Genomic DNA, 25,769 nt, shown 5'->3' on the forward strand with positions numbered 1-25,769 from the left:
TTTAATTTAAAATTTTCGCTCAATTACGTAATCCAGCATAATATGTAACGATTTTCTTGCTTCAGAATCCGGAAATTCATTCAGAATGTTTTTCGCTTTCTGCTGGAAATCTTTCATAACCGTAATGGCATATTCCAACCCACCGGAGCTTTTAACGAATTCTATAAGCTCTTTTACACGTTTGGGATTGTTATTATAACGTTTTATGGTATCGAAATAGTATTTTCTGTCTTTTTCATCGGCTATCTTTAAGGTATGAATTAAAGGCAGTGTCATTTTCTGTTCTTTAATGTCAATTCCTACAGGCTTACCGATCACGTTTGAACTTAAATAATCGAAAAGGTCGTCTTTGATCTGGAATGCCATTCCTGTAAAGGTTCCGAAATCCATCATCTTCCTAGCAAGAGCTTCGTCTGCATTATTAGAGAGAACTCCTATCTCACAGCAGGCAGCAATCAAAGTGGCCGTTTTCTGACGAATAATTTCATAATAAACATCTTCTGTGATATCCAGTTTTCTGGCTTTTTCAAGCTGAAGAAGCTCTCCTTCAGACATTTCACGGATGGTTCTGGAAATTACCCCAAGCAGGTCATAATCTTTATGGTCTGTAGATAATAAAACTGATTTTGACAAAAGGTAATCTCCTACCAAAACCGCAATTTTATTTTTCCACAAAGCATTGATTGAAAAGAAATTACGACGTTTAAAACTTTCATCCACCACATCATCATGTACCAGTGTAGCCGTGTGAATCAATTCGATCATAGAAGCACCACGATAGGTCTTTTCCGTCACTTCTCCCACCAGTTTAGCACAAAGAAATACAAACATAGGACGCATCTGCTTTCCTTTGGTGGTAACAATAAAACGGGTTACCTTATCCAATAAGGCTACTTTACTCTGCATTGATTCATAAAACTTCTGTTCAAAAAGTTTCATTTCGTCATTGATCGGTCGTTTAATCTCTTCTACAATGTTTGCCACAATCTGCGAATGCTGGGTGAATAATTATTAATTCTCACAAAGATAATTTTTTTCGCTCAATTTTAAGATAAAATTAATCTCTGAGTTGATCTTTGGGGATAAAATAAAAAGAGGGTTTTGTAGTTCCCAATGGAGATCTGAATTTTTCTCCAGAGATATAAATTCCCGTTTCGTCTACACTTATTCCTTCAATCTGTGATAATGAAAGCGCCGTTCCAAGGTAATAATGCTTTGGTTTTTCTTTAAAAAATATTCCGGGTTCTGTCTCTGTAAAGACATCTAAAAAAACCTCCGTTTTCTTGGTGTAGCCTACTAAATAAAGTTTTTTATCAAAATAAGAAGCATCTGTAACGACAAAACCCGTTTTATAGGTTTCTATTTTTTCAGCTTTTTGCAATTCTGATACTTGAGGATCTACAATATAATGAGAAGTTGCTTTTGAAGCCCATTCTTTGGTAAATATATGCAGCTTTCCATTCAGATAAATCATAGCTTCTGCATCAAAATCGTTCTTTGTATTTTTAGAAATAAATTCAGTCTGTTCAGGGTAATAAAATAAAATTCGTGTTCCGTCTAAAGACCTTTCCGAGCCTGGAATTTTAATGATATTGGACGAATCAAGACGCCCGTAAGGAACTTTATAAATCATCAGATCCTTCCTTGTTCCGGCGTTATTTCCGAAATCTCCGATATAAAAATTTTCGCCATCATTGGTCAAAGCTTCCCAATCCGTATTGATAAGGTTAGTTTTCAGTGTTCTGATAATCTCCCCACTCTTTTTATCAATTTCAAAAAGCTGAGCCGGGTTTCCGCTATCATTGAATGTATAGAGTTTTCCGTTTAAAATATTCAGCCCTGAGGTTTCTTCAATCTTGTCATCCAGATAATTAGCTCTGTACTTTTTTATTTTCAGAAAGTCGGTCTGCTGGGAAAATGCAGATTGAAAGACAACAAGAGTAACAATGAGAAGAAGCTTTTTCATAGGACAAAAATAGGGTTTTATTGTGAGCTGGTGTGTTTATGCGTTTGAGGGTTAAAGATATTTTTTTGCAAATTACCTGGCTCTTTTACCTTTTGCCTTTTACTTTCAACTTTTGTCATCCCCTTCTTAAAACAGAAAAACGAGCTAAAATAGCCCGTTTTTCCCTTAGATTTCTATTGATTTTAAATCAGAAGTTAAGCAGATTTCTGCTGTTTCTGATTTTGCTGTTGTTCTTTCTTTTTCGCTTGTTTTGCAAAATACTCTTTCTGATATTGCCTTACCGTTTTTCCGGTTCCGTCATGTCTCCATCCTGGTGAGTTGAAAATATAATTAACTCTGTCTGTGAATTTTAAACCCGGTTGTTTCAAATCTTTCCAGATCTTTCTCCATTCATAAAAAAGAACAGTATCTGGTCTATTATCCGGCATTTTAGGATAAATACCATATTTAACAGGAATATTGGGATCTTCTTTCTGAAAGGTTCCGAATATTTTATCCCAGATAATAAGACACATTCCCATATTTTTATCCAGATATTTCACATTACAAGCATGATGTACGCGGTGATGAGAAGGAGTTACCAGAATATATTCCAAAAATCCCATACTCTTCACAGTCTGTGTATGCACCCATGTTCCATACACCTGTCCGATAGCGTAAGCCACCATAATATGCCATGGATTGAATCCTAAAAATGCAAGTGGTGAAAAATACAAATATCTGTAAAGCGGCTGTAAAACAGGGCTTCTGAATCCTGTGGTAAGGTTAAAGTATTCTGAGCTGTGGTGTGTGATATGAACTGCCCAGAATGCTCTGGAACGGTGATCTACGTAATGCAAAACGTAATAGGCAAAATCTGTGATGATAAAGCAAGCCAGCAGATACCATACACTCAAATCCCATGAAAAAAGTCTGTGATCGTAAAAGAAAAACATTACGCCCATGGCAAATGCTTTCATAATAAGATCCAGACCAAAATTCATCAGTGCCAGATAAACATTGGTAGCAAGATCTTTTCCACTATATAGCTTAGCTTCTGAAACATGGCTGTAAATCATTTCAGCTAAAATAACAGTAGCATGCAACGGAATAGCCCATGCATATACATTTTCCAGCCCGTCCTCGCTCATTAGAAAATCCATCATCACAAAATAATTTGTGCAAAGGTAGGGTTTTAACCTATGTTTTAAGAAAGCCTTAGGATTTTTTTAAGGAAATTTTAATCTGTTGCTTTGTTGGCCAACTGACCACAAGCGGCATCAATATCACCTCCACGGCTTCTTCTGACCATTACAGTAATTCCTGCATTTTCAAGCTGACGGATATAATTTTCTTCCGCCTGTTTGTTGCATTGGTCATACTTTCCATCCCCAATTGGGTTATACTGAATAAGGTTTATTTTAGAAGGAACCTGTTTGCAATATTTAATTAAAGCTTTGATATCTTCGTCTCCATCATTAATTCCTTTCCATACGCAATATTCAAAAGTAATGACAGAGCCAGTCTTCTGATACCAATATTGCAGAGACTCCATAATATCCGTCAACGGGAATTTATCAGAGAAAGGCATGATCTCATTACGCTTGGATTCGATAGCTGAGTGAAGGGATAAAGCCAGCTTCACACGCAGTTCATCATCTGCAAGCATTTTGATCATCTTAGGAATACCGGATGTAGAAACGGTAATTCTTCTTGGAGACATTCCCAATCCTTCCGGCTGGGTAATTTTTTTGATAGCTTCCACTACGTTTTTGTAATTCATCATCGGCTCTCCCATCCCCATAAATACGATGTTGGTAAGCGGTCTGTCGAAATACATTTTACTCTGGCTGTCAATCAGGGCTACCTGATCTACAATTTCAGCTACTTCAAGGTTTCTCATCCTTTTCAGTTTGGCTGTGGCGCAGAATTCGCAGTTTAATGAGCATCCTACCTGCGAAGATACACAGGCTGTTGTTCTTGTTTCTGTAGGAATAAGGACAGATTCCACCATCAGTCCGTCATGAAGTTTCACTCCGTTTTTGATGGTTCCGTCAGAACTTTTTTGAAGAAGGTCTACGGAAACAGGATTAATGGTATATTCTTCCGAAATTTTCTCACGAAGTGATTTGGAAAGATTCGTCATTTCGTCAATCGAATGGAGGTTTTTACTCCATAACCAGTCGTAGACCTGTTTCGCACGAAACGGTTTTTCTCCTAAAGACACAAAGTAGTCTTTAAGCTGGTCTAGTGATAATATACGGATATCTTTCATAATATTAAAGAGCCAAGTTAAAAGTTAAAAGTTTTTAAAGTTTAGTATTATTAACTATTGCAGCCAAAATGTTTTTCAATTCGCTACTTTCAATTAGCAAAGCTTTAAATTCTTCAGAATCATAACCATCCAGTTCTTCTAAAACCCGAAGCCAAAAATGGCTTTCTCTTGCTTCTCTTAAAGCAATTTTCACTTTATTTCTAAAGTCAGCTTTAGAAGATCCGGCTTGGGATTCTTCATAATTAGCACCTATTGAAGTAGCAGATTTTCCAAGTTGAAATCTTATTAATTTACTTTCGGAATCATTTGGAAGTGTTCTTAAAAATTTAAGACAATTAACTCCAAATGTAAAAGTCCTTATCAGTAAATCATTTTGTCTCATCTCTACTTGTATTACTTTTAACTTGGCTCTTTTTACTTTTTATAGAATTAACATTGCGTCACCGTAAGAATAGAATTTATACTTTTCTTTTACGGCTTCTTCATAAGCATGCATTACGAAATCTCTTCCTGCAAATGCAGCAATCATCATCAATAATGTAGACTTCGGTGTGTGGAAGTTGGTAATCATTGAGGTAGCAACTCCGAAATCGTGAGGCGGATAAATGAATTTATTAGTCCATCCGTTGAAAGCAGAGATCTTTTTGTTTGAAGAAACAGAAGTTTCCAATGCTCTCATCGTTGTAGTACCTACTGCACAAACTCTTCTGTGAGAATCTACCGCTCTGTTGATAAGCTCTGCATTTTTCTCATCAATAATGATTTCTTCAGACTCCATTTTGTGCTTAGAAAGATCTTCTACCTCAATTGGGTTGAATGTTCCCAATCCTACGTGAAGTGTAACTTCTGCAAAATTGATCCCTTTGATCTCTAATCTCTTCATCAAATGCTTAGAAAAATGAAGACCTGCTGTAGGGGCAGCTACTGCTCCTTCTACCTTTGCATAGATTGTCTGATATCTTTCTGCATCTTCCGGCTCTACTGCTCTTTTGATATATTTTGGAAGCGGAGTTTCTCCCAATTCTTTTAGTTTCGTTCTGAATTCGTCGTAAGAACCGTCGAATAAGAATCTTAACGTTCTTCCTCTTGAAGTAGTGTTATCAATAACCTCAGCTACCAAAGACTCATCTTCTGTGAAGAATAATTTGTTACCAATTCTGATTTTTCTTGCCGGATCTACCAAAACGTCCCAAACTCTTGTTTCTTTATCGAGCTCTCTTAATAAGAAAACTTCAATTTTAGCACCTGTTTTTTCTTTATTTCCGTAAAGACGTGCAGGGAAAACTTTAGTATTGTTGAAGATGAACAAATCATTTTCATCAAAATAATCCACAACATCCTTGAATAATTTGTGCTCGATAGTTTGTGTTTTTCTATCAAGTACCATTAATCTGGCTTCGTCTCTGTGCTCTGATGGGTGTTCTGCTAATAATTCCGCAGGAAGATCAAAATTAAAATCTGATGTTTTCATTTTTTAAATTACGGTTTAAAAATTATTGAAATTACAAGGTGTAATTTTCGGAGTGCAAATATACGACATTGAACACCCCTTTGTCAAGTATTATTTACAATCAAATATAAAACCGTGATTTTACGGGGATTCTCAAGGCATAAAAAGAGTATTTTTGGAAAAATTTAAATTCAACATGGAATCTGTAAGTAAAATATATTTCATTGATAATCCGTATCCTAACGGTCACGCCATTGAAACATTCAGCTGGAGCGGAAGGATTGACGAATATGGATTTATCTGGTTTGATTTTCATTTAAAAACTGAAAACTATGACACACATGATGATGAAAACAACGGGAAGAAGATGAAGACTTACCTGAAATTGTATTCCAAATTGACAGATCTTAATCCTAAAAGTAACAAAAGGGAGTATAAACTCGACCAACTAAAAGCAACAACACTATAAAAACAACAAATTAAAAAATTATAATCATGAGTAAATATTCGATTGAAGCATTCATCAACGAAACAAAAGAGAATCCGCAGCAAAGAGATTATTTTGAACTGGAAACCAAACACCTTCTGGAAATCAATCTTAATAATCAGGCAGTATGGACGAAAAGAGGAAGCATGGTAAGCTATGTGGGAAATATCAATTTTGAAAGACAGGGAATGCTTTCCGGAGGAATTGGAAATCTTTTAAAGAAAGCAATCAGTGGTGAAGGAGCCAAGCTGATGAAAGCGGAAGGTACCGGAAAGCTTTATGTAGCCGATTCCGGAAAGAAAGTCCGTATTTTATATCTGAATAATGAATCTGTGTGTGTGAACGGAAATGACGTTCTTGCCCACGAACAAAGCGTAAAAAGTGACATTACTATGCTGAAAAGTATTGCAGGAATGATGTCCGGTGGACTTTTCCAGGTGAAACTTTCAGGAACGGGGCATATTGCTATTACCACTCATGGAGACCCTCTTACTTTACTCGTAACTCCAGACACTCCTGTGTTCACAGATCCGAATGCTACCGTTGCATGGTCCGGAAATCTAAGCCCGGAGCTAAAGACCAATGTTTCTTTTAAAAGCCTTATTGGCAGAGGAAGCGGTGAAGAGTTCCAGATGAAGTTCTCAGGACATGGATGGGTACTGATTCAGCCTTATGAAGAGGTGTACTATATGGAAAAATAAAACAAACCAATCTTAGAAGTGATTTAAAATATTCGTAATAAATAAAATTTGCAGCCTATGGATACTCTTATAAAGCTATTTGTCGTAATCATTTTACTACCTAATGTAATGATGGCACAGACTTCAAAGAAAAATTACGAATATAATATAGATCTTCTTCATATGTCTAATGATGAAGTCCGGGTATCTTTTTCGCCCCCAAAGAATACTCTTAAACAGGGCAAATTTATCATTCCAAAACTGGTACCCGGATTTTATCAGGCTATGAATTTCGGACAATATGTTTCTGATTTCACAGCCACTGATAAAAATGGCAAAAAGGTATTAACTGAACGTCTGGATAAAAACAGCTGGATGGTGCATGATCTTAATCATGTAAAGAAAATATCTTATCAGGTAGCTGATGGTTGGGATTCTCTGGAAAAGGAATCCAATGAAGCAAGGTCTGCCGGAAGTATGTTTATAAAAGACAGCGTTTTTGTCATCAATTATAATTCTCTGGTAGGATATTTTGAGGAGATGAAAGATATTCCTTATCAGATTACCATTACAAAAAACAAGGATTTCTATGCTTCCTCTGCTTTAGATTACAGGCAGAAAAATAATATCACGGATATGGTTTGGGCAAAAGATTACCGGGAACTGGTAGATTCTCCTGTTATGTATTCTGTTCCTGATACCACATGGCTCAAAATAGGCCACACCAAAGTGCTCGTATCATTTTATAACAAAAAAGAAAGGAATTATTCCAAAAAAATAGCGCATGAAATAGAAAACATCCTGAAAAATCAGCAGGCTTATCTTGGCGGAACCTTACCCGTTAACAAATATGCTTTTCTGATTTATTATGAATCTTCCAATGAAAACGGATTTTTGGGTGATGGACTGGAACACTCCCACTCTACAGTGTGTCTGTACCGTTCAGGAAGTATGAAGTTTCTTCCGAACGCTCTGAACAGGGTGGCTTCCCATGAGTTTTTTCACGTTGTTACACCGCTTAATATTCATTCAGGAGAAATTCAGCATTATGATTTTCTGAATCCTGTGATGTCTAAACATTTGTGGCTGTATGAAGGAATGACAGAGTATGCTACAATTCATATGCCCATCAAACAAAAAATGATCAGTATGGAAGATTTTGAAAAAAGTCTGGAAGAAAAGATCAAAGAAATGAAAGCATTTGACAATACTTTATCCTTCACGGAAATGAGTAAAAAATCTATGGAAAGGCAGGATCAGTATATGAATTTCTACATGAAAGGAGCATTACTCGGAGTATGCCTGGATATAAGATTAAGAGAACTTTCCAATGGAAAAATGGGAACCCAGGATCTGATGCAGATGCTCATGAAAAAGTATGGAGCAGGTAAATATTTCAATGATGATGAACTTTTTGATGACATTACCAAAATGACCTTTCCGGAAATCCGTACATTTTTCAGAGATTATATTGAGGGGAGCCAACCCATTCCTTTGAAAGAATACCTGGAAAAAGCAGGTTTCAATTATGATGAAGCTACCGGAAAAGTAACAACCCTTCCGAACCCTGATGCAAAACAACTGGCTCTAAGAAAAGCATGGATTAATCAATAATTTTTTAAGCGAAATAACAAGAAAGTAAAAGTGGCTAAAGAGTAAAAGGTTAATCAGCTATATTTCCACACTCTAATTCCCTCACACCCTCGCACCCAAATCCAATACTCACAAACTCTACTACCCTCCAACTTAATATCTCTCACAGCTTCGGGATTTACAAAAGTTTTAATATATTTAAGAAAAAAAATAGATGGACAATAGTAATTCCCGCAGGAACTTTCTTAAAACAGCAGCTCTGGCTAGCTTTGGGGCACTGGTTTTACCCAATTCATTATTTGCCTATTCCCATGATTTTAAAACAGATAAAAAGGTCCGCGTTGGTTTTATCGGGGTGGGTCTTCGTGGTCAGGAACATGTAAAATTACTGGCAAAACGTAATGATGTGGAGATTGTAGCATTTGCTGATCCGGAGAAAAAAATGCTTGCTGCCTCTCAAAAAATCTTAAAAGACAACAATAAAGCGGCGGCTCAGGAGTTTTCCAACGGGGAATATGACTATCGAAATCTTTTAAAATTAAAAACAATAGACGCTGTTGTCATTGCTACTCCATGGGAATGGCATCTGACACAGGGTGTAGAAGCTATGCGCGCTAAAAAAATTGTGGGCATGGAAGTTTCCGGAGCCATTAAGCTTCAGGATTGCTGGGAGTTTGTAAAAGTATATGAGGAAACAAAAGTTCCTATCTTCATGATGGAGAATGTATGTTACCGAAGAGATATCATGGCGATTCTCAACATGGTCCGTAAAGGGATGTTTGGTGAGCTGGTACATGGAAGAGGCGGCTATCAGCACGATCTGAGAGGTGTTCTTTTCAATGATGGGGTTACTCCTTACAATTCCGGTGCTGAATTCGGAGAAAAAGGATTCAGTGAGGCAAAATGGAGAACGGAGCATTATGTAAAACGTAATGGTGAGCTTTATCCTACCCATGGACTAGGCCCTGTCGCGATGATGATGGACATCAACAGAGGAAACCGTTTAACGAGACTTTCTTCATTCTCATCAAAATCTGTAGGACTCCATAAATATATTGTTGAACATCCTAAAGGCGGAGAAAACCATCCAAGTGCCAAAGTGAAATTCAGTCAAGGAGATATTGTAACCACTCAAATTGCCTGTGCTAATGGAGAAACCATTCTTCTGACGCATGATACAAGCTTACAGCGGCCTTACGATCTGGGCTTCAGAGTTCAGGGAACTGAGGGCTTATGGCAGGATTTCGGATGGGGAGAATTCAACCAGGGAAATATTTATTTTGAAAAAACCATGAACCACACTCACCGCTGGGACAATACAGAAAAATGGATGAAAGAATATGATCATCCAATGTGGAAGAAATTTGAAAATACTGCTGCAGGAGCCGGACATGGCGGAATGGATTTCTTTGTGATGAATACTTTTATAGAATGTATCAAACGAAATATAGAATTCCCGATGGATGTATATGATCTTGCCCTGTGGTATTCTATTACGCCATTGAGTGAAGAGTCTATTGCCAAAGGCGGTCAGGTAGTTGATATCCCTGATTTTACCAATGGAAAATGGAAAACCCGTAAACCTGTATTTGGAATGACCGATGAGTTCTAAGAAGACCTTACTTATATTAGCAGGCGGATTAGGAAGCAGATACAAAGGATTGAAGCAGGTAGACGGAATACTCAATAACGGTTCTCCTATTCTGGAGTATTCCATTTTTGATGCTTTGGAAGCCGGTTTTCAAAAAGTGGTTATTATTGTCAACAGACTGATTCCTGAAAGTTATATAGAGAGGCTCAATGGTATTTCAAAAGCTAAAAATTTTGAACTGCATTGGGTGTATCAGGAAACGGACAGCATTCCTATTTCACTGGAAGGTTTTGATTATCCCGATCGTGAGAAGCCATGGGGAACGGCCCATGCTGTTCTTTGCGCCAAATATTCTATACAGGAACCGTTTGTTATGATTAATGCAGATGATTTCTATGGAAAAGAAGCTTATCAGCTGGCAGCGCACGAAATAAATCATCACTCTATTTCAGACGCTCAACTAGGAATGGTTGCCTATCCTGTAGGAACTACATTGAGCGGAAACGGTGCTGTAGCAAGAGGAATCTGTACTTTGGATGCTGAAAACTATCTGATCAAAGTAGTGGAACAAACTACGATTCAGAGGGTAAATAATTCAATCATCTATATTGAAAACGGAGAAAATATAAAATTGGATCCCGAAACACTGGTTTCCATGAACTTTTTTATTTTCCATCCTCATATTTTCTGCTACCTGGAAGCCTATTTTTATGATTTCATAGAATCTGATCCGCTTCCGAATCAGGAATTTTATATTCCTTCTGCAGTACAAAGAATGATAGACGAAAACAGAGTAAAAGTAAAGGTAAAAGCCTCTCCTACCCAATGGATGGGCGTTACTTATGCCGATGATAAAAAAGAAATTAAGGATTTTCTGATTTCAGAGATTAAAAACAACAGATACCCGGAAGATTTATGGAGCTAAATGATATCGTTTTTGAATTTATCGGTACGGACAATTATGAAATCACTCCTATTACGGACGGATTAATCAATACGACTTATCTTTTGGAGAATAAAGATCTGGGAAAAAAATTTATCCTCCAGAAAATCAATAATCATGTATTCAGACAGCCGGAAGTGATTGTCAATAATCATTTAATGATTAATGAAATTCTCAAGGTAAATGATTATCAGTTTCAAATTATTGAGCCTATTCCTTCTCTCAATAATAGGCTTTTGACAGAAGATACAGATGGGCAGCCTTGGCGCATGCTGAGTTTCGTAGAAAACAGTATGACCTTTCTTTCTGCTCCATCTTTACAGGTGGCTTTTGAAGCGGCTAAAACATTCAGTTATTTCCTTACTACCATCAATACAGAAAAACTGCCGGCGATAGAAGATTCTCTTCCTAATTTTCTTAATTTCGAGAAAAGGGTTGCAGATTATAAAAATTCACTCAAGAATGCTGCATCTCATTTAATAGAAAATGCAAAGGCAGAAATAGAGATAACCAACCAGCTTCTGTCATTGCCAGATCAATGGATTGAAATGGAGAAAACCCATCAGATTCCCAAAAGGATTATTCATGCCGATGTAAAAATCAGTAATATTCTCTTTGATCAAAATCATCAGCCATTGGCTGTAATTGACCTGGATACGATGATGATTTCTACCATTTTGTACGATTTTGGAACGATGATTCAATCTTATACCAATACAACCCATGAAGATGACGGAAGTGCCCAAAATAATTTCAATCCTGAAATGTATAAAGTTGTAAAAGAAGGATTTCTATTTTATCTAAAAGAAAAACTGAATCCGCTAGAAATGGATCACCTTGATTATGCTGCACAGGTCGCCATTTATATTCAGGAACTTCGTTTTTTAACGGATTACCTGAATGGAAGCACTTACTATTCTATCACGCATCCTGAGCACAATCTGGATAGAACAAAAAACCAGCTGGAGCTGTTGAAAGGATTAAGGGAATACTTGAGAGTTTGAGAGTCGGAGAGTTTGAGGGTTAGAAAGTTGGATTTTTAAGTGAATAGATTCCTACGGAATGACAAAGTGTGCAGATAGATAAAGCGCTCTGTTTATCATTCTGTAAGAATCTGTTTCTACTCTCAAATCCTCAAACTCTCCTACTTTCAAAAACCTACTCTCAAACCAAAAACTCCAGAATTCTCTTCCATTCTTCCAGCTTCTTCTCAAAGGAAACGGTATGAAGCGGACTTGTAGACGGCAATAAAAAAATGGGCAGTTTATAATTTTTCCCAAGCAGTTTTTGTAAGTTTTTGTAGGATTTCCCGCCGTTGCAGAAAATAGCTTTAACGTTTGGATGTTCCTCCAACAGCTCAGCAATCTGATTGGCTTCTTCATTTTTGATTTCAGAATCCAGACTTCCTTTTCTTTCGCAGGAATCAATGACATCCCACAGAGCAATGTGATACTTCTTTATGATTTCAATTCGTTGAACGTAATCGTCGGTGAATTCTTCGTTCAGCAGTTCAAAAATAATTTTCCAGAATTTGTTTTGCGGGTGGGCATAATATTGCTGTTTTTCTAATGATTTCACTCCGGGAATTGATCCTAAAATTAAAATTTCAGATTGGGTATCAATAAGAGGTGGAAATGAAGAAATACGGTTTTGCATATTCAAATATAGAGATTTTATTACTTGCAGATTAGGAAGCTGGAAGAGGGAGGCTGGAAGTTAGCCAGATTATTCATTATAAAAAAAACGGGCAAAAGCCCGTTTCTATTGATCATAAATTGTTGTTTGTCTTATAAAGTTTCTTTCAGCCAATCGAAGAATTCTCTCTGCCATACCAATCCGTTTTGTGGATGCAGTACCCAGTGATTTTCGTTCGGGAAGTAAACTAATTTAGATTTTAATCCTCTTAATTTTGCAGCCTGAAAAGCTTCCTGTCCTTGCTCGTAAGGAACACGGAAATCAATTCCACCCTGAACAATCATAATAGGTTTGTTCCATTTATCTACGAAGTTACTTGGGTTGAACTCTGTATACGCTTTTGGCTGTGGCTTTTCCCATGGAGAACCAAGATCCCAGTTCGCAAACCAAAGTTCTTCTGTTGTCAGATACCAGGATTTCATATCAAATAATCCGTCATGAGCAATAAACGTTTTGAATCTGTTTTCATGAATTCCTGCCAGCATAAATACGCTGTATCCTCCATAACTAGCTCCTACAGCTGCTACTCTGTCTCCGTCTACATATGGTAAAGTTTTCGCAAAGTCTGTAGCTGCCAGATAATCTCTCATTGGCTGTCCGCCCCAGTCTCTTGAAATTTCTTCGTTCCATTTTGTTCCCCAGCCCGGCATACCTCTTCTGTTGGGAGCTACCACGATATAATCATTCGCTGTCATTAAGGCGAAGTTCCATCTTACACTGAAAAACTGAGTAAGAGCAGACTGTGGCCCTCCCTGGCAGTAAACCAAAGTCGGATATTTTTTATTAGGATCAAAGTTCGGTGGATAATGGAACCAAACTCCCATTTCTTTACCGTCTGAAGTTTTTACCATTTTAAGTTCAGATTTCCCCTGAGCTAATTTAGCATAGGTTTCTTTGTTCGCTTCAGTTACCTGCTTCATTTCTCCGTTTTTAACGTTTACAGAGAATATTTCTGTGGCATGGTTTACGTCTGTTCTTCCTACTAAAAGGGAAGTTTTATTGTCTGTAAAGATTTCGTTAACGTCAAAATCTCCTTTAGTGATCTGTTGTACTTTTGCTGATTTTGAATCCAGGGCAAAAAGCTGTTTTGTCCCTCTGAATGCTGCGGTGAAGTAGATTGTTTTTGAATCTGCTCCCCAAAGCACATCTCCTGAAACACTTTCATCCCAGCCTGAGGTAAGATTTGTGGTCTTTCCTGATTTCCAATCCAGGATTTTTACATCATTTTTGTCAGCTTCATACCCATCTCTCGCCATGCTTTGCCAGATTAAAGATTTTCCGTCCGGGCTGAACTTAGGGTTTACATCATATCCTTTGTTGGATTCTGTAAGATTTTTGGTTGTTCCTGATGCCAAATCGTAAGCAAAGATATCTGTATTGGTGCTTGTAGAATACTCTTTACCGCTTTTAGGTTTTGTAACATATAAAAGCTGCGCAGAATCCGGGCTCCAGATAAAATCTTCAGCACCTCCGAAAGGTCGCTGGGGAGAATCCCATGTTTTTCCTTCCAAAAGGTCTTTAGCTCCTTCTGCTTTATCAGAAGTATTCACTACAAATACATGATTGTATTTTCCTTCATTGAAATAATCCCAGTGTCTGTGGTTAAGGTCCGTATAAACCTGAGCCGTAGTTTTAGGCGTATCACTGAATTTATCTTTCCCCATCACTTTTTCTACCAACACCTGCTTGCTGAAAGCAATTTTCTTCCCATCCGGAGAAATTACGATATTGTCTGCTTCACCAATGGTATAGAATTCTGTCCAGGTTTTTCCGGCATCTTTAGAAAGATAGATTTTATCTCCTTCCTGAGCATAAATTCCGTTTTTATCCCACTGAATAAGGGCTTTTTTACCGAAATCTATTTTGGAAGACTGGTTATTAAGAACATTCAGAAAATAGTTCTCGTTTTTTGTTTTTTCTGTTTTCAGATCTACCTGTCCTACTTTATAGATAAGAGAACCCTGATCCGGTGAAACTGCCTGTACCCCAACTTTTTTCAAAGTCCAAAGAATTTCAGGCGTCATTACTTGTTGTGCATTCATTAAAAGCGGAGCTGCCAAAGCCAGCAGACTGTACTTAAGTTTCATATGTTGATATTCATTTTTAACGGATCTATGAAATCATAGTAATTTCACGAAATCCTTTTATTAAATTCAAAGATTGCCAAAGTTAATATTTAAAATAAAAACGTACGAAAGAATTAACATTTAAGTTTAGATTTTTATTCTGTATTCTTAAAAATAAATGTATAGTTAAGAAATATAAACAAGTACAGATGCCAAAGTAACTCCTATTTATATCTGGCAAGCCGTTTCAGTTCAAATTGCTGTTTTGTACAAATTGCTAATTATTTATATTTGAAAGTAAAAATAAACCAGAAAACTATAAAAACACTATGAATAACCGAAATTTAAAACAAATCCTGATCACTTTACTCGTCATTATCACTTCAAATCCGGTGCTTGCTCAGAAAAGTGAATTTTTGGATACACAGGTAGATAGCCTGACTTTTGTTACTACCAGGAAATTTTTAAACAGCTTAAATACAGATAATTTTCAGAAAAAGGTTTTCATCAAGAATGATATACAAATTCCCTACAGAATCCTGACTCCGAAAGATAATGACAAAAATCAAAAGTTTCCATTAGTTATTACTTTTCATAATTCCACAAGAATTGGAAACGATAATGAAAGCCAGCTTGAACCTTTGGCTAAAATATGGCTGAGAGAGGAAATATATGACAGGTACCAATGCTATGTGATAGCCCCACAATTCAGCACACGTTCTTCAGTTTATGCCAACAACACGGATAATGATCTGGTCTCAAAACCATCAAATGATGTCTTTGCCCTATTGGATCTGATAAAAAATGTAGAAAAAGAATACCGGAATATTGATAAAAACAGAATTTATCTGGTGGGATATTCTATGGGAGCTTCTACAGCACAAAATCTTATGAGCATAGAGCCTGACAAATTTGCTGCTATTGTTTCCATTGCAGCGGTTCCGGATTTTTCAAATCTGAAACAACTGGATCAAAAAAATATCTGGCTCATTCACGGTGAAAAAGACAATGAAAATCCTTATTCGGGAAGTACCAAATTGTTTAAAAAATTAGTTTCAAACAAAAATCTGACTTTTACAACATATGGTAACCTTAATCATAATACGATTACCATCCCGTTTTTAACAACAGAAGATATTCCCAAATGGCTGTTTGAAAAGAGAAAATAAAAACAGGTAACGGCATTCAGTTTCTACCTACAAAAAAGGCCTGCTATTTTCAGCAGGCCTTATAATTTTATATTGGATTTATTTCTGATCCGTTAATCTCCATCTGAGAACATTGAGTTTGCGAGGGAGGTTACAATTGATAATAATATACTGAAGATAAATGCCCACCAGAAACCATCTACTACCATGCTGTCTATGAAATAGTCGGCAATCAGGATAATTCCGGCATTAATTACCAAGGCAAAGAATCCTAAGGTAAGAATCGTTAACGGAAGACCGAAAAGGCTCAAAATAGGCTTTACAAATATGTTAAGAACCCCAAGCACAATCGCAAAGATAATGGCTGAAGAAAATCCTTCAAAATGTACTCCCGGTAAAATTTTAGTTAAAAGATAAGCAACAATTGCGGTTATCAATAATCGGATAATTAAGTTCATAGAGTTATTTTTTAATGTTGATGGAGTGTAAGGAGCAAAAGGTATTCCATTCCGGAAAAAATAAAGCCCCGAAACCCTTTATTCAAGGAATATTCTGTCTTTTATTTTCCTTAATATCTTATTTTATTTTCATCATGGTTACTAATGAAGTGGCTACATGGCTTTCAGAATCAGAACTTTCGGTGTGAACATAGATTTCTGTTCTCACCACAATAATTTTTCCTCCGCCTTTGATAACATAAGATTTTGAAACCAGGGCATCACCCATGGCAGGGCGAAGATAATTCACCTTCAACTCCACGGTCACTACATAACAGTCTTCCGGATAATGGCTCACAGCGGCATACCCTGAAGAAACATCTACTAGAGAGGCTATCATTGCGCCATTGAACATTCCTGCTTTTCTGGTCATCATCTCCATTTTGGGAATTTTCATGGATATAAAATCGGTTTCTACTTCCAGCAGTTCCGCTTTATAAAACTGTAAGGTTTCTGAACGGCCGAAGCTGTCTGTAATGAGTTTCTTTTTTTCTGGTGTCATGAATTTTATTTTAAACAAAGGTAAGCGCTGCAGCGTTTTTGATCTCAATATTCCTGAAAATTTCCATAAAAAAACCGTTTCATCCCTCATGAAACGGTTAAATTCCGGTTTGGAACCTTCTTACACAACAAGTGTTAATTTTTCTGATGAATCTGATGCTTTCAGATGATGATCTTCTTTAATCATATCGGCAGCTTTTTCACCAATCATAATGGTAGGTGCATTGGTATTTCCGGAAACAACATCCGGCATAACGGATGCATCTGCTACCCTTAATCCTTTTATTCCATATACTTTCAGTCTTGGGTCTACTACAGAATGGCTGTCGGTTCCCATTTTGCAAGTTCCTGTCATGTGATGGTAAGTGGAACATGATTTTTTAATATAATCAATTACTTCTTCTTTTGTTTTTCCTTCTCCCGGATAAATCTCACCATCGTTCCATTCTTTCATCGCTTCTGTTCTTCCCATTTTACGGCATATTTCTACACATTCATACAGTGCTTCCAGATCAGATTCTTCAGAAAGATACATTGGGTTGATCTCTGGTGATACGGAAGGATCAGAAGAAATCAGTTTAATATATCCTTTACTGGCAGGTCTTATAAATCCTGCGCAGAATGTAAACGCATTTTCCGGTCCTGTGAATCCCGGGCTGTAATAAGGAAGTCCCATGAAAAGAGGCTGCAGATCAGGGAAAGCCATTTCTTCTTTGCTTTTCCAAAATAACTGAGCTTCCAACAGATTGGCTTGTGGAGCAGGGATTTCTTTTTTAGCTTTAAAAATAACGCTTGTCAAAAGATGATCCTGAAGGTTCTTTCCAACTCCTTTCAAGTCTTTTACCACTGAAATTCCTACTGATTCCAGTTCTTTTTTATCACCAACTCCAGAAAGCATCAAAAGTTTGGCAGATTCAATGGTTCCACAGGATACAATGACTTCTTTTTCTGCTTCTGCCTCAACTAATTCACCGTCTTTCAAATACTGAATGCCTACACATTCGTTTCCTTCAAAAATGAGTTTCTGAGCCAGCGCATTAGTATGAATATGCAAATTAGCACGTGATTTCACCGGATCTAAGAATGCTTTCGCTGTTGAGCATCGCTTTCCGTCTTTTCCTGCAGTCAAATGATTAAGACCTACTCCCCATATTTCTTTGTTAAAATCATCCGTCAAAGGATAGCCCAATTCTTTACAGGCTTCAATAGCACTTATGGAAATGGCATTGGGATGTTTGATTCGGCTTACAAAAAGGGGGCCTTCACCTCCATGAGTATCATCTCTGCCATCTTCGTGGGTTTCAGATTTTTTAAAGTAAGGCAAAACACTGTTCCAGTCCCAGCCCACACATCCTTTATAAGCCCAACTATCATAATCCTGCTGATGTCCTCTGATGTAAATCAATCCATTAATGGAGCTTGAACCACCCAATGTCTTACCACGGGGCCAATATCTGGTACTTCCTCCCGCATGTTCCTGCGCTACGGTATGATATGCCCAATCTCTTTCTGTATTCCATACCGCGGGCCAGCCAGCCTGTTCTTGTACTTCAGCAACTTTATCATCGGGACCTGCCTCCAGCAGGAGTACATTTATATTTTCGTTTTCACTTAATCTATTGGCAATTACAGCTCCTGCCGAACCGGATCCGACAATTATAAAATCGTATTTCATGTGTTTTTTATTTGTTTTATTTTTTGATGCTGATTATTTTAGGAACGGTAACCGCTTTTAATCCTTCAATTCCAAATTCTACTCCATAGCCAGATTGTTTTACACCTCCGAACGGCACAAAAGGGTTAATGGCTCCATGCTGATTGATCCATACGGTTCCTGCTTCCAGTTGTGCCGCTACTTTCTGAGCTTCATCAAGATCATCACTCCATACGGAAGCTCCCAATCCGGTTTCTGAGTCATTGGCCTTGCTGACAGCTTCTTCCAATGTTTTGTATCTAATGATTGGCAATACAGGTCCAAATTGCTCTTCGTCTACAATTCTGTCTCCGTTATCTACATTTCCTATCAGGGTTACCGGAATGAAATATCCTTCCAGATCAGGTTTTTGTCCTGTGAAAACAAAGTCAGCCCCAATGTTTTCAGCATCACGGATCAGATCCTGAATTTTATCGTACTGCATTTTGTTCTGGATGGGTCCAAGAACACTGGTTTCATCCGCTCCGTTGCCCATCGGGATATTGGAAGAGTAATCTGCTAATGCCTTAACTACTTTTTCATAATCGTCTTCATGAACATATAATCTTTTAGACAGGCACAGGTTTGCCCCATATTCAGGAAAGCTCCCCAGAAAACATTATCAATATGCTTGGAAACATCAAGTCCCGGTAAGATAATTCCGGCATCATTCCCTCCACATTCAAGAGTTAAACGTGCCATATTTTTAACAGAGGCTTCAATGACTTTTTTCCCTGTAGCGATGGATCCCGTAAACATAATTTTTCCAATTTCCGGATGTGACGTAAGGTAACCTCCCACTTCTCCTCTACCGGTAATTACCTGTAGAACATCTTCAGGAAGCACCGTATTAATTACTTTGATCATCTCAAGGCTGCAGAAAGTTGTATATTCCGAAGGTTTGATGATGACTGCATTTCCCATTCTGAGTGAAGGAATAATCTGCCAGATGGCGATCATCAACGGCCAGTTCCAGGGAGCAATAGCAGCCACTACTCCTATCGGATTTCTATATAAAACGTCTTTTCTGGTTTCGTCTTCAAAAACAATTTCTTCCGGTAAGTCCAGCGATGCGGGAACTTGTGTCCAGCCTACACAAGCCTGCATTTCAAAATTGGCTCCGGGACCGTTAAGCGGTTTTCCCTGCTCGCGGGTAATCCATTCTGCAAGCTCTTTTGAATTTTGCTGTAAAGCTTCGGCCACTTGTAATAAAATTTCTTTTCTTTCTGCATCAGGTCTTGCCGACCACAGTTTTTGGGCTTTTTTTGCTTTTTCAATTTTAGCATCAATCTCTTCACGGGAAGTATTGGTAACTTCACCTATAACTTCTAAAGTAGAAGGGTTCAGGGATAAAAATGTGGTATCTGGAGTATGGGTTTCTTTAGCTGCTGATATATTTTCCATTGTTTCAAATTATTTTGTACTTTTCGTAATTCGAAATTGGCAATAACATGATATAAATCATTTACCTATTCTCTATTTTTTTTAACCTAAACTCTATCTATCATGGAAAAGATCGAAGAAAGAACTGTTTTCAGCATTCCTTTTGGTGAACTGAATGTATTTGAAACGAATGTAGTTTGTCATGATTTTCCTTTCTTTTTTGAAAAACCTGTCATCACACTGATGCTGAGTGGCAATAAGATCATCCGCAGTGAGGAAGAAACTTTTGAGTTTAATGAAAGAAGTGTATTTATCCCACCCTGTAATAAGGAGCTAAGTATAGATATCCACCCCGTTTTCAAAGAGCCCACCAAATGTCTGGTACTGAATATTGAGCAGGAATTTATTGACAGTGTATTTTCTGAAGTGATTGAAAACTGGCATCCGGACTGGGACAGAACAGGAATTATGATGAAAGAAAATACGGTAAAAAAGTTTGTAAGCTCAGATGAGTCTTTATGGAGAAGCCTTACTAATCTCTATAACAGAAGAATAGACGGAAACCTTCAGGGTACTTCAGATTTTCTTTTAAGCTTAAGCCTGAAGGAACTTATTTATGAACTGATGAGGACTAATGCAAAACATATTCTTTTGTATTCTGACAAGACTGGAAATGCACAGAATGGATTACAGGAAGTGGTTCATTTTATCAAAAATAATTACAAAGAACCAATTACCATCAAGAAACTTTCCTTTATCGCAGGGATGAGTGAGGCCAATTTGTTTAAAAAGTTTAAACATTCTTACAACTGCACTCCGGTAGAATATATTATTCAGCTGAGAATAGAACATGCCAAGCAGCTATTGATCAGCAATCCTGAAATTGGAATTAAAAATATATGTTTCGAGTCCGGGTTTAATACACTGGAGTATTTTTATAGAAAATTTACTCAGATCACCGGAAAGTCTCCGAAGAGATTTAAAATAGATTGATAAGGGATGGAAGCTGGAAGAAAAGAGTCTGCAGTTTTTTTTATTTTTGAACAGGCAACTATTAAAGTGTAAGACTGGATTCCTGCGGAATAACAAATACAACGCTTAATGTATCCGTACAGATTGTCATCCCGTAGAAATCTCTGTATGGATTTATTGGTTGAACACAAAGACGCGAGTTGTTTACTAAGCTATGCTTTTAGGGCGCAAGTATTTTATCTCCGATAAAATGGGTTATCGCTTTGTATTTGCAATGAAAATTTATTTAACTTTTCCAATTATTAAATTCAAGACGAAACTCCTTCATTATGCTGAATGATTACAAAAAATACGAATTATTTGGAAAAACTCTGATACAGAAAATTGATATAATAGGATCATTCAGATATGATTTTCCTGTTTCAGAGCAAGCTTGTTTTCTGTATGTTACTAAAGGGGAATTTCAATATAAAACAGATGAGCAGGAGTTTAATATCTCTGCTAATTATTCGCTGTTTCTTAATTGTATCACTTCTGGAAAGTATATGGAGAACTCAGAATCAGAAGATCATTGTGAAATTGTCATTGTTACTTTTTATCCGGATATCCTGAAAAGAATTTATGACAGAGAATTGCCTTTATTACTGCAAAAACCGGCAGATATAGTTTCGAACAAATCTAATGAGAAAATAAATAATGATTTTCTCATTCAAAAATATGTAGAAGGACTGCTTTTTTATTTTGAAAATCCTTCCCTTGTTAATGAAGATATATTAATTCTTAGAGCCTGTTTAAATTTTATTGAGTAATAATTTTATAGCGGATAATTTGGTCATATTTTCGGAAGACTCATGCAGTAGTTCATAGTTCCTACAAAGCCTTCTGTCATTATCAAACCAAGCAAAAGTTCTTTCTATTACCCATCGTTTACTTACGGGTTTAAACTCTTTTTTAGCTTGTTTTTCTTTATCCCGACTTACCACTTTTACCAGGTATGAATAAAGGCTATGAGCTTTATCTAGAAAATCTCCTCTATAGCCTGCATCAGCAAGAATACACTTGAAATTCATCAGCTCTTCCCTGAGTAATCTAAGCAAAAGCAATCCAGCCTTACTATCATGAATATTGGCTACACAAACCATCACTGCGATTAAAAATCCATTCTTATCTACTAGCACATGGCGTTTTATTCCTTTTATTTTCTTATTTCCATCTACGCCATGAAGACCTCTATTATTGCCCCAGCGTACACTTTGGCTATCCATTATTCCTAAGGAGGCTTCTGCTCGCTGACCCTTTTTTATACGAACTTTCATTCGTAGCTTTTCTAGAATTAAGTCAAAATATCCCAACTCCGTCCAACGGATATAATAGTAATAAACCAATTGCCATTTGGGGAAATCTTTAGGAAGCATACGCCACTGGCAACCTGTTTTTATCAAATACATTAAGGAGTTCCAAATCAAAAGAAGAGGATATTTTCTCTTTCTCTCTTTTAGGTTCATCGTTTTCTTTATATATTGCCACTGGTTTTCAGTTAAATCGGTTGGGTATTTCATTTTTTTTTTTCAAATATCCAACCTCTGAAAGCCTCTTAACAAAATTTTCTACGAAAATTTAAACAGGCTCTTAAGTTAAAAGAAATCATGTTGCTGCTGGCTCAGTCACAGAATGCTAAAGCCATCCGGCTGATCCTGTCACAGCTTTTCTCTCCTACAACTTATTCTTTTAAGCAAATTATTGAAGCGAATTTATTTTCACAGCTAACGGTTGAACAGCTTGCAGAACAAAGTAACCTAAGTGTATCATCCTTCAAAAGGGAGTTTGCAAAACTGTATAATGATACTCCTGCCAATTATATAAGAAACAAAAAGCTGGAAAAAGCTGCCGAATTACTGTTGATATCAGATGAACGTATTACAGATATTGCATTGGATTGTGGATTTAATGATCTGGCCACTTTTACAAAAAACTTCAGCGATAAATATCTTGCTACTCCATCCCATTATCGTCAGCAGCAAAAGGACAATTAATTGAAAAAACATTTTCATGTAATGGTACAGGTATTTCTTATTTTGATAAGGAATGTTTTTTGAACCAAAATCTCAAATTCTTGAACTAAATCAATAAATCATTTCTGTGATTCTATCGCAAATTTGTACCATCAGTTTAAGGGAATTAAAATATGCCCGCAGCACAAACTGAATGAGTATCAATTTAAAATAACACCAATATGAATCTATCAGGTTTAGGAATTTTTCATACCATTATTGGTATCACAGCACTTGTGGGTGCTATTACGGGCTTTATCAAATATGGTAAAATCAATCTGGCTCAGCTGTCAGGGAAGGTCTATTTTTATGCTACTGCTGTTACATCACTCACTGCATTGGGCATCTCAAAAAATGGAGGGTTCAACGCAGGACATGTATTCTCGTTATTCATCATTGCATTGATTTCTATTTCCTATTTTCTTTTCACTAATAAAAAAGAAGTAGGAAAAGCCAGATATTTTGAGAATTTTCTACTTTCATTCAGCTTTTTCCTGTCTCTTGTCCCAACGGTTAATGAGACTTTTACAAGAGTCCCGATTGGGCATCCTTTGGCTAAAGATATTAAAGATCCAATCATTGGCCAGACTCTTCTTGTTATTTTCCTGCTTTTTATTGTTGGATCTGTTTTTCAATTTATCAAACAGAAAAGAGAGAATCTTGAAATTTCAAAATGATTGTTTATTCAGGAAAGCTTTAAAACACCCTGTTAAAAATTCTTTGAATTCTTGCCACTCCTCCGTAGGAAGGGAATCTTTCACATCTCCAGCTAAAGTATTTGTAAATAGATAGCGATTCTAATTCTATAGAAAATGTAAGCCTTGGATTCCTACGGAATGACAAATACAACGTTTAGTTTATCCATACACTTTGTCATCCCGTAGGAATCTAAGTAGAGCCATTCCCTTGGTTTTTAATAATAAAAAGATTATTAAATCTTTTTATTTCCAACAACCCAATATACCCATACTGCCAGATACAAAAGTATCCGGCAATTTTTTTTTGATGCAAAGTCATTTATTAAACTAGTTAAATGTGCAGGGTTTCCGGTCTCTCTAAATTTACCCTGTCAAACAAGAACAAATAACAATCTGATATGGACAGAAAAGATTTTTTAAAGAAAGGATTACTGGGAACAGGAATGTTTGTAGCATCAGCTTCTTTGGCCAGCGCTATGAAAAATGACATCGATGAGATCGAACCATTAGAACCAATCGGATACAATCATCTTCCCAATACAGAATCAAAAATACAAGAAAACTCGGTAATTCACAGAGCGGATTCAAGAGGAAAAGCAGACCACGGATGGTTGTTGAGCCAGCATACGTTCAGTTTTGCCAATTATTATAATCCCGAAAGAATGCATTTCGGAGTACTGAGAGTACTGAATGATGATAAAGTGGAAGCTGGGAGAGGTTTTGGAACACATCCTCATGACAATATGGAAATTATCAGTATTCCTTTGGAAGGCGACCTTGAACACAAAGACAGCATGGGAAACACAGCGGTGATAAGAAGCGGAGACATTCAGGTGATGAGTGCAGGAACAGGAATTATGCACAGTGAGTTCAATAAAAATAGTGATAAACTGGTGAAATTCCTTCAAATCTGGATTTACCCGAAAAAGAGAAATGTGACTCCGGAATATGATCAGGTCACTTTAGACAAAACTAAAAGCCACAATCAATTTCAACAGATTCTTTCTCCCAATGCAGATGACGAAGGTGTATGGATTCATCAGGACGCCTGGTTTCATCTGGGAACTTTTGATCAGAATAAAGAAACTCATTACCAGATCAGAAAAAATGGAAACGGAATCTATGTTTTCATCCTTAAAGGAAGCGCACAAATAGGTAATGAAACCATAGAAGAACGTGATGGATTTGGAATCTGGGATATCCGGGAAATTACGATCAAAGCTCTTAAAGAAGGTACAGAGATCCTTTTGATGGAGGTACCCATGACATTATAAATAAAAATAACTCGCAACTCCAACGCTGAATCTCGTAACAACCAACAAAAAATAAATCACATGAAAAATACACTAAAACAATCACTGGTAATTGCAGCTTTAGCATTCTCTACACTCAACTTTGCACAAACTGCAACCACAGCTCCTGCAAAAACAACAGCCATCGGAACTTCCAAAACCTGGGGAACCGTAGACGGAATCTCCATGATAGGATTGGTACAGGGACCATCGTCTGCTGATGCCCAGCTTCAGGTAGCCTGTGTTTTCGAATATACAGAAGGTGATATTTTCAGTCCTCAGGCATTACCGGCAAAACTGAACGGATTGGTTCACCTTGATGAAGCTTTAAAAGGAGAACTGACCAATCTTAGAAAAACAGGACAGTTTCAGGGACATTCTTTGGAAACCATTTTAATAACACCGCCTGCAGGATCTATGTCTGCAAAGAAATTATTACTGATCGGTTTAGGTGATCGTAATAAGTTCACACCTGATTTAATGACTTCCGTAGGCGAAGTGGCAGCCCGTGAAGCTATGAGATTAGGCGTTACGAATTTTGCCTTTGCCAGCGACCTGAAAGATGCAGGAATAGATTCTCCAACTGCTTTGGTAGCCGGAAATGTAGTCAGAGGAATTGTACATGCTAACCGCTCTGAAAATTACCTGAAAGAACACAAATTATCCACCACAAAAAAATTAGAAAAAGTATACCTTCTGGCTGGTCCTGCTTTCTTTGAAACCGCAGGCGGAGGAATTTCCGATGCCATTTCAGAAGTAAAAAAGAAATAATGAACTAGTTTCATTACATTGTTGATCCGGCCCTCTTT

General features: G+C 37.1%; 25 protein-coding genes and 1 pseudogene. 13 read left to right on the forward strand and 13 right to left on the reverse strand.

Annotated features, from left to right (window positions below; all coding sequences use genetic code 11):
• Positions 1-6: 6 nt before the first annotated feature.
• From CLU97_RS13390 to queA, 6 genes are all read right to left on the reverse strand, one after another.
• Entirely contained in the window at positions 7-984 is a 978-nt protein-coding gene (locus CLU97_RS13390) for a polyprenyl synthetase family protein (RefSeq protein WP_121488373.1), read from the reverse strand.
• A gap of 73 nt (positions 985-1,057) precedes the next feature.
• Complete coding sequence (locus tag CLU97_RS13395) at positions 1,058-1,966, reverse strand: hypothetical protein (protein ID WP_121488374.1); 909 nt, start codon at positions 1,964-1,966, stop codon at positions 1,058-1,060.
• A 194-nt stretch (positions 1,967-2,160) separates the two neighbouring features.
• The gene (locus tag CLU97_RS13400; RefSeq protein WP_121488375.1) at positions 2,161-3,111 is read right to left on the reverse strand and encodes a sterol desaturase family protein; all 951 of its coding nucleotides are present in this window, start codon (positions 3,109-3,111) and stop codon (positions 2,161-2,163) included.
• Positions 3,112-3,185: 74 nt separating this feature from the next.
• Positions 3,186-4,220, reverse strand: coding sequence for a 23S rRNA (adenine(2503)-C(2))-methyltransferase RlmN (gene rlmN, locus CLU97_RS13405; RefSeq protein ID WP_121488376.1), 1,035 nt, complete (start codon positions 4,218-4,220; stop codon positions 3,186-3,188).
• A 34-nt stretch (positions 4,221-4,254) separates the two neighbouring features.
• On the reverse strand, positions 4,255-4,602 hold the full coding sequence (locus CLU97_RS13410; RefSeq protein WP_121488377.1) for a four helix bundle protein: 348 nt from the start codon (positions 4,600-4,602) through the stop codon (positions 4,255-4,257).
• Positions 4,603-4,641: 39 nt separating this feature from the next.
• A complete protein-coding gene (queA, locus tag CLU97_RS13415) occupies positions 4,642-5,691 on the reverse strand; it encodes a tRNA preQ1(34) S-adenosylmethionine ribosyltransferase-isomerase QueA (protein ID WP_121488378.1) in 1,050 nt (349 codons plus the stop codon).
• A gap of 154 nt (positions 5,692-5,845) precedes the next feature.
• Between queA and CLU97_RS13420 the strand changes: the two genes are divergently transcribed.
• From CLU97_RS13420 to CLU97_RS13445, 6 genes are all read left to right on the forward strand, one after another.
• Entirely contained in the window at positions 5,846-6,139 is a 294-nt protein-coding gene (locus CLU97_RS13420; protein WP_147436485.1) for a hypothetical protein, read from the forward strand.
• 26 nt (positions 6,140-6,165) lie between these two features.
• The gene (locus CLU97_RS13425) at positions 6,166-6,858 is read left to right on the forward strand and encodes an AIM24 family protein (RefSeq protein WP_121488380.1); all 693 of its coding nucleotides are present in this window, start codon (positions 6,166-6,168) and stop codon (positions 6,856-6,858) included.
• A 57-nt stretch (positions 6,859-6,915) separates the two neighbouring features.
• On the forward strand, positions 6,916-8,451 hold the full coding sequence (locus tag CLU97_RS13430; RefSeq protein WP_121488381.1) for a peptidase M61: 1,536 nt from the start codon (positions 6,916-6,918) through the stop codon (positions 8,449-8,451).
• A gap of 193 nt (positions 8,452-8,644) precedes the next feature.
• The gene (locus CLU97_RS13435; protein ID WP_121488382.1) at positions 8,645-10,042 is read left to right on the forward strand and encodes a Gfo/Idh/MocA family protein; all 1,398 of its coding nucleotides are present in this window, start codon (positions 8,645-8,647) and stop codon (positions 10,040-10,042) included.
• Positions 10,032-10,946 (forward strand): sugar phosphate nucleotidyltransferase, encoded by a 915-nt coding sequence (locus tag CLU97_RS13440; RefSeq protein ID WP_121488383.1) that lies wholly within the window; start codon positions 10,032-10,034, stop codon positions 10,944-10,946. The genes CLU97_RS13435 and CLU97_RS13440 overlap by 11 nt, the downstream gene beginning before the upstream one ends.
• Positions 10,937-11,968, forward strand: a complete 1,032-nt coding sequence (locus CLU97_RS13445) for a phosphotransferase enzyme family protein (protein ID WP_121488384.1) — start codon at positions 10,937-10,939, stop codon at positions 11,966-11,968. Before CLU97_RS13440 ends, CLU97_RS13445 begins: the two co-directional genes overlap by 10 nt.
• A gap of 160 nt (positions 11,969-12,128) precedes the next feature.
• Here CLU97_RS13445 and CLU97_RS13450 read toward each other — a convergent pair whose 3' ends face one another.
• Both CLU97_RS13450 and CLU97_RS13455 read right to left on the reverse strand, forming a co-directional pair.
• The gene (locus CLU97_RS13450) at positions 12,129-12,620 is read right to left on the reverse strand and encodes a DNA-deoxyinosine glycosylase (RefSeq protein WP_121488385.1); all 492 of its coding nucleotides are present in this window, start codon (positions 12,618-12,620) and stop codon (positions 12,129-12,131) included.
• Positions 12,621-12,751: 131 nt separating this feature from the next.
• On the reverse strand, positions 12,752-14,746 hold the full coding sequence (locus CLU97_RS13455; protein ID WP_121488386.1) for a S9 family peptidase: 1,995 nt from the start codon (positions 14,744-14,746) through the stop codon (positions 12,752-12,754).
• 308 nt (positions 14,747-15,054) lie between these two features.
• Between CLU97_RS13455 and CLU97_RS13460 the strand changes: the two genes are divergently transcribed.
• Entirely contained in the window at positions 15,055-15,894 is an 840-nt protein-coding gene (locus tag CLU97_RS13460; RefSeq protein WP_121488387.1) for an alpha/beta fold hydrolase, read from the forward strand.
• Positions 15,895-15,986: 92 nt separating this feature from the next.
• Here the strand turns inward: CLU97_RS13460 and CLU97_RS13465 are convergent, their stop codons facing one another.
• The 4 genes and pseudogenes from CLU97_RS13465 to CLU97_RS24370 form a co-directional block, all read right to left on the reverse strand.
• The gene (locus CLU97_RS13465) at positions 15,987-16,331 is read right to left on the reverse strand and encodes a phage holin family protein (protein WP_121488388.1); all 345 of its coding nucleotides are present in this window, start codon (positions 16,329-16,331) and stop codon (positions 15,987-15,989) included.
• A gap of 118 nt (positions 16,332-16,449) precedes the next feature.
• Positions 16,450-16,872 carry a PaaI family thioesterase gene (locus tag CLU97_RS13470; RefSeq protein ID WP_121488389.1) on the reverse strand — a complete coding sequence of 141 codons (423 nt, stop codon included), beginning with the start codon at positions 16,870-16,872 and terminating at the stop codon, positions 16,450-16,452.
• Between the two features lie 120 nt (positions 16,873-16,992).
• On the reverse strand, positions 16,993-18,546 hold the full coding sequence (locus CLU97_RS13475; RefSeq protein WP_121488390.1) for a GMC family oxidoreductase: 1,554 nt from the start codon (positions 18,544-18,546) through the stop codon (positions 16,993-16,995).
• A gap of 16 nt (positions 18,547-18,562) precedes the next feature.
• Positions 18,563-19,968 (reverse strand): annotated as a pseudogene (locus CLU97_RS24370) (aldehyde dehydrogenase family protein).
• A gap of 102 nt (positions 19,969-20,070) precedes the next feature.
• Here CLU97_RS24370 and CLU97_RS13485 point away from each other — a divergent pair.
• Together CLU97_RS13485 and CLU97_RS13490 are read left to right on the forward strand one after the other, a co-directional pair.
• Entirely contained in the window at positions 20,071-20,940 is an 870-nt protein-coding gene (locus CLU97_RS13485; RefSeq protein WP_121488391.1) for a helix-turn-helix domain-containing protein, read from the forward strand.
• A gap of 308 nt (positions 20,941-21,248) precedes the next feature.
• Positions 21,249-21,728, forward strand: a complete 480-nt coding sequence (locus CLU97_RS13490; RefSeq protein ID WP_228437701.1) for a hypothetical protein — start codon at positions 21,249-21,251, stop codon at positions 21,726-21,728.
• Here CLU97_RS13490 and CLU97_RS13495 read toward each other — a convergent pair.
• The gene (locus CLU97_RS13495) at positions 21,711-22,478 is read right to left on the reverse strand and encodes an IS5 family transposase (RefSeq protein ID WP_121486240.1); all 768 of its coding nucleotides are present in this window, start codon (positions 22,476-22,478) and stop codon (positions 21,711-21,713) included. The genes CLU97_RS13490 and CLU97_RS13495 overlap by 18 nt on opposite strands.
• 87 nt (positions 22,479-22,565) lie before the next feature.
• Between CLU97_RS13495 and CLU97_RS13500 the strand changes: the two genes are divergently transcribed.
• The 4 genes from CLU97_RS13500 to CLU97_RS13515 all read left to right on the forward strand — a co-directional run bounded on the left by CLU97_RS13500 (position 22,566) and on the right by CLU97_RS13515 (position 25,731).
• Complete coding sequence (locus CLU97_RS13500; RefSeq protein WP_228437703.1) at positions 22,566-22,952, forward strand: helix-turn-helix domain-containing protein; 387 nt, start codon at positions 22,566-22,568, stop codon at positions 22,950-22,952.
• A gap of 200 nt (positions 22,953-23,152) precedes the next feature.
• Positions 23,153-23,647: a hypothetical protein gene (locus tag CLU97_RS13505; RefSeq protein ID WP_121488392.1), complete on the forward strand. Its 495-nt coding sequence runs from the start codon at positions 23,153-23,155 to the stop codon at positions 23,645-23,647.
• 419 nt (positions 23,648-24,066) lie between these two features.
• Positions 24,067-24,942: a pirin family protein gene (locus CLU97_RS13510; protein WP_121488393.1), complete on the forward strand. Its 876-nt coding sequence runs from the start codon at positions 24,067-24,069 to the stop codon at positions 24,940-24,942.
• Positions 24,943-25,002: 60 nt separating this feature from the next.
• Positions 25,003-25,731, forward strand: a complete 729-nt coding sequence (locus CLU97_RS13515) for a M17 family peptidase N-terminal domain-containing protein (protein WP_121488394.1) — start codon at positions 25,003-25,005, stop codon at positions 25,729-25,731.
• The last annotated feature ends 38 nt before the right edge of the window (positions 25,732-25,769 follow it).

The organism is Chryseobacterium sp. 7 (assembly GCF_003663845.1).
GTDB lineage: Bacteria > Bacteroidota > Bacteroidia > Flavobacteriales > Weeksellaceae > Chryseobacterium.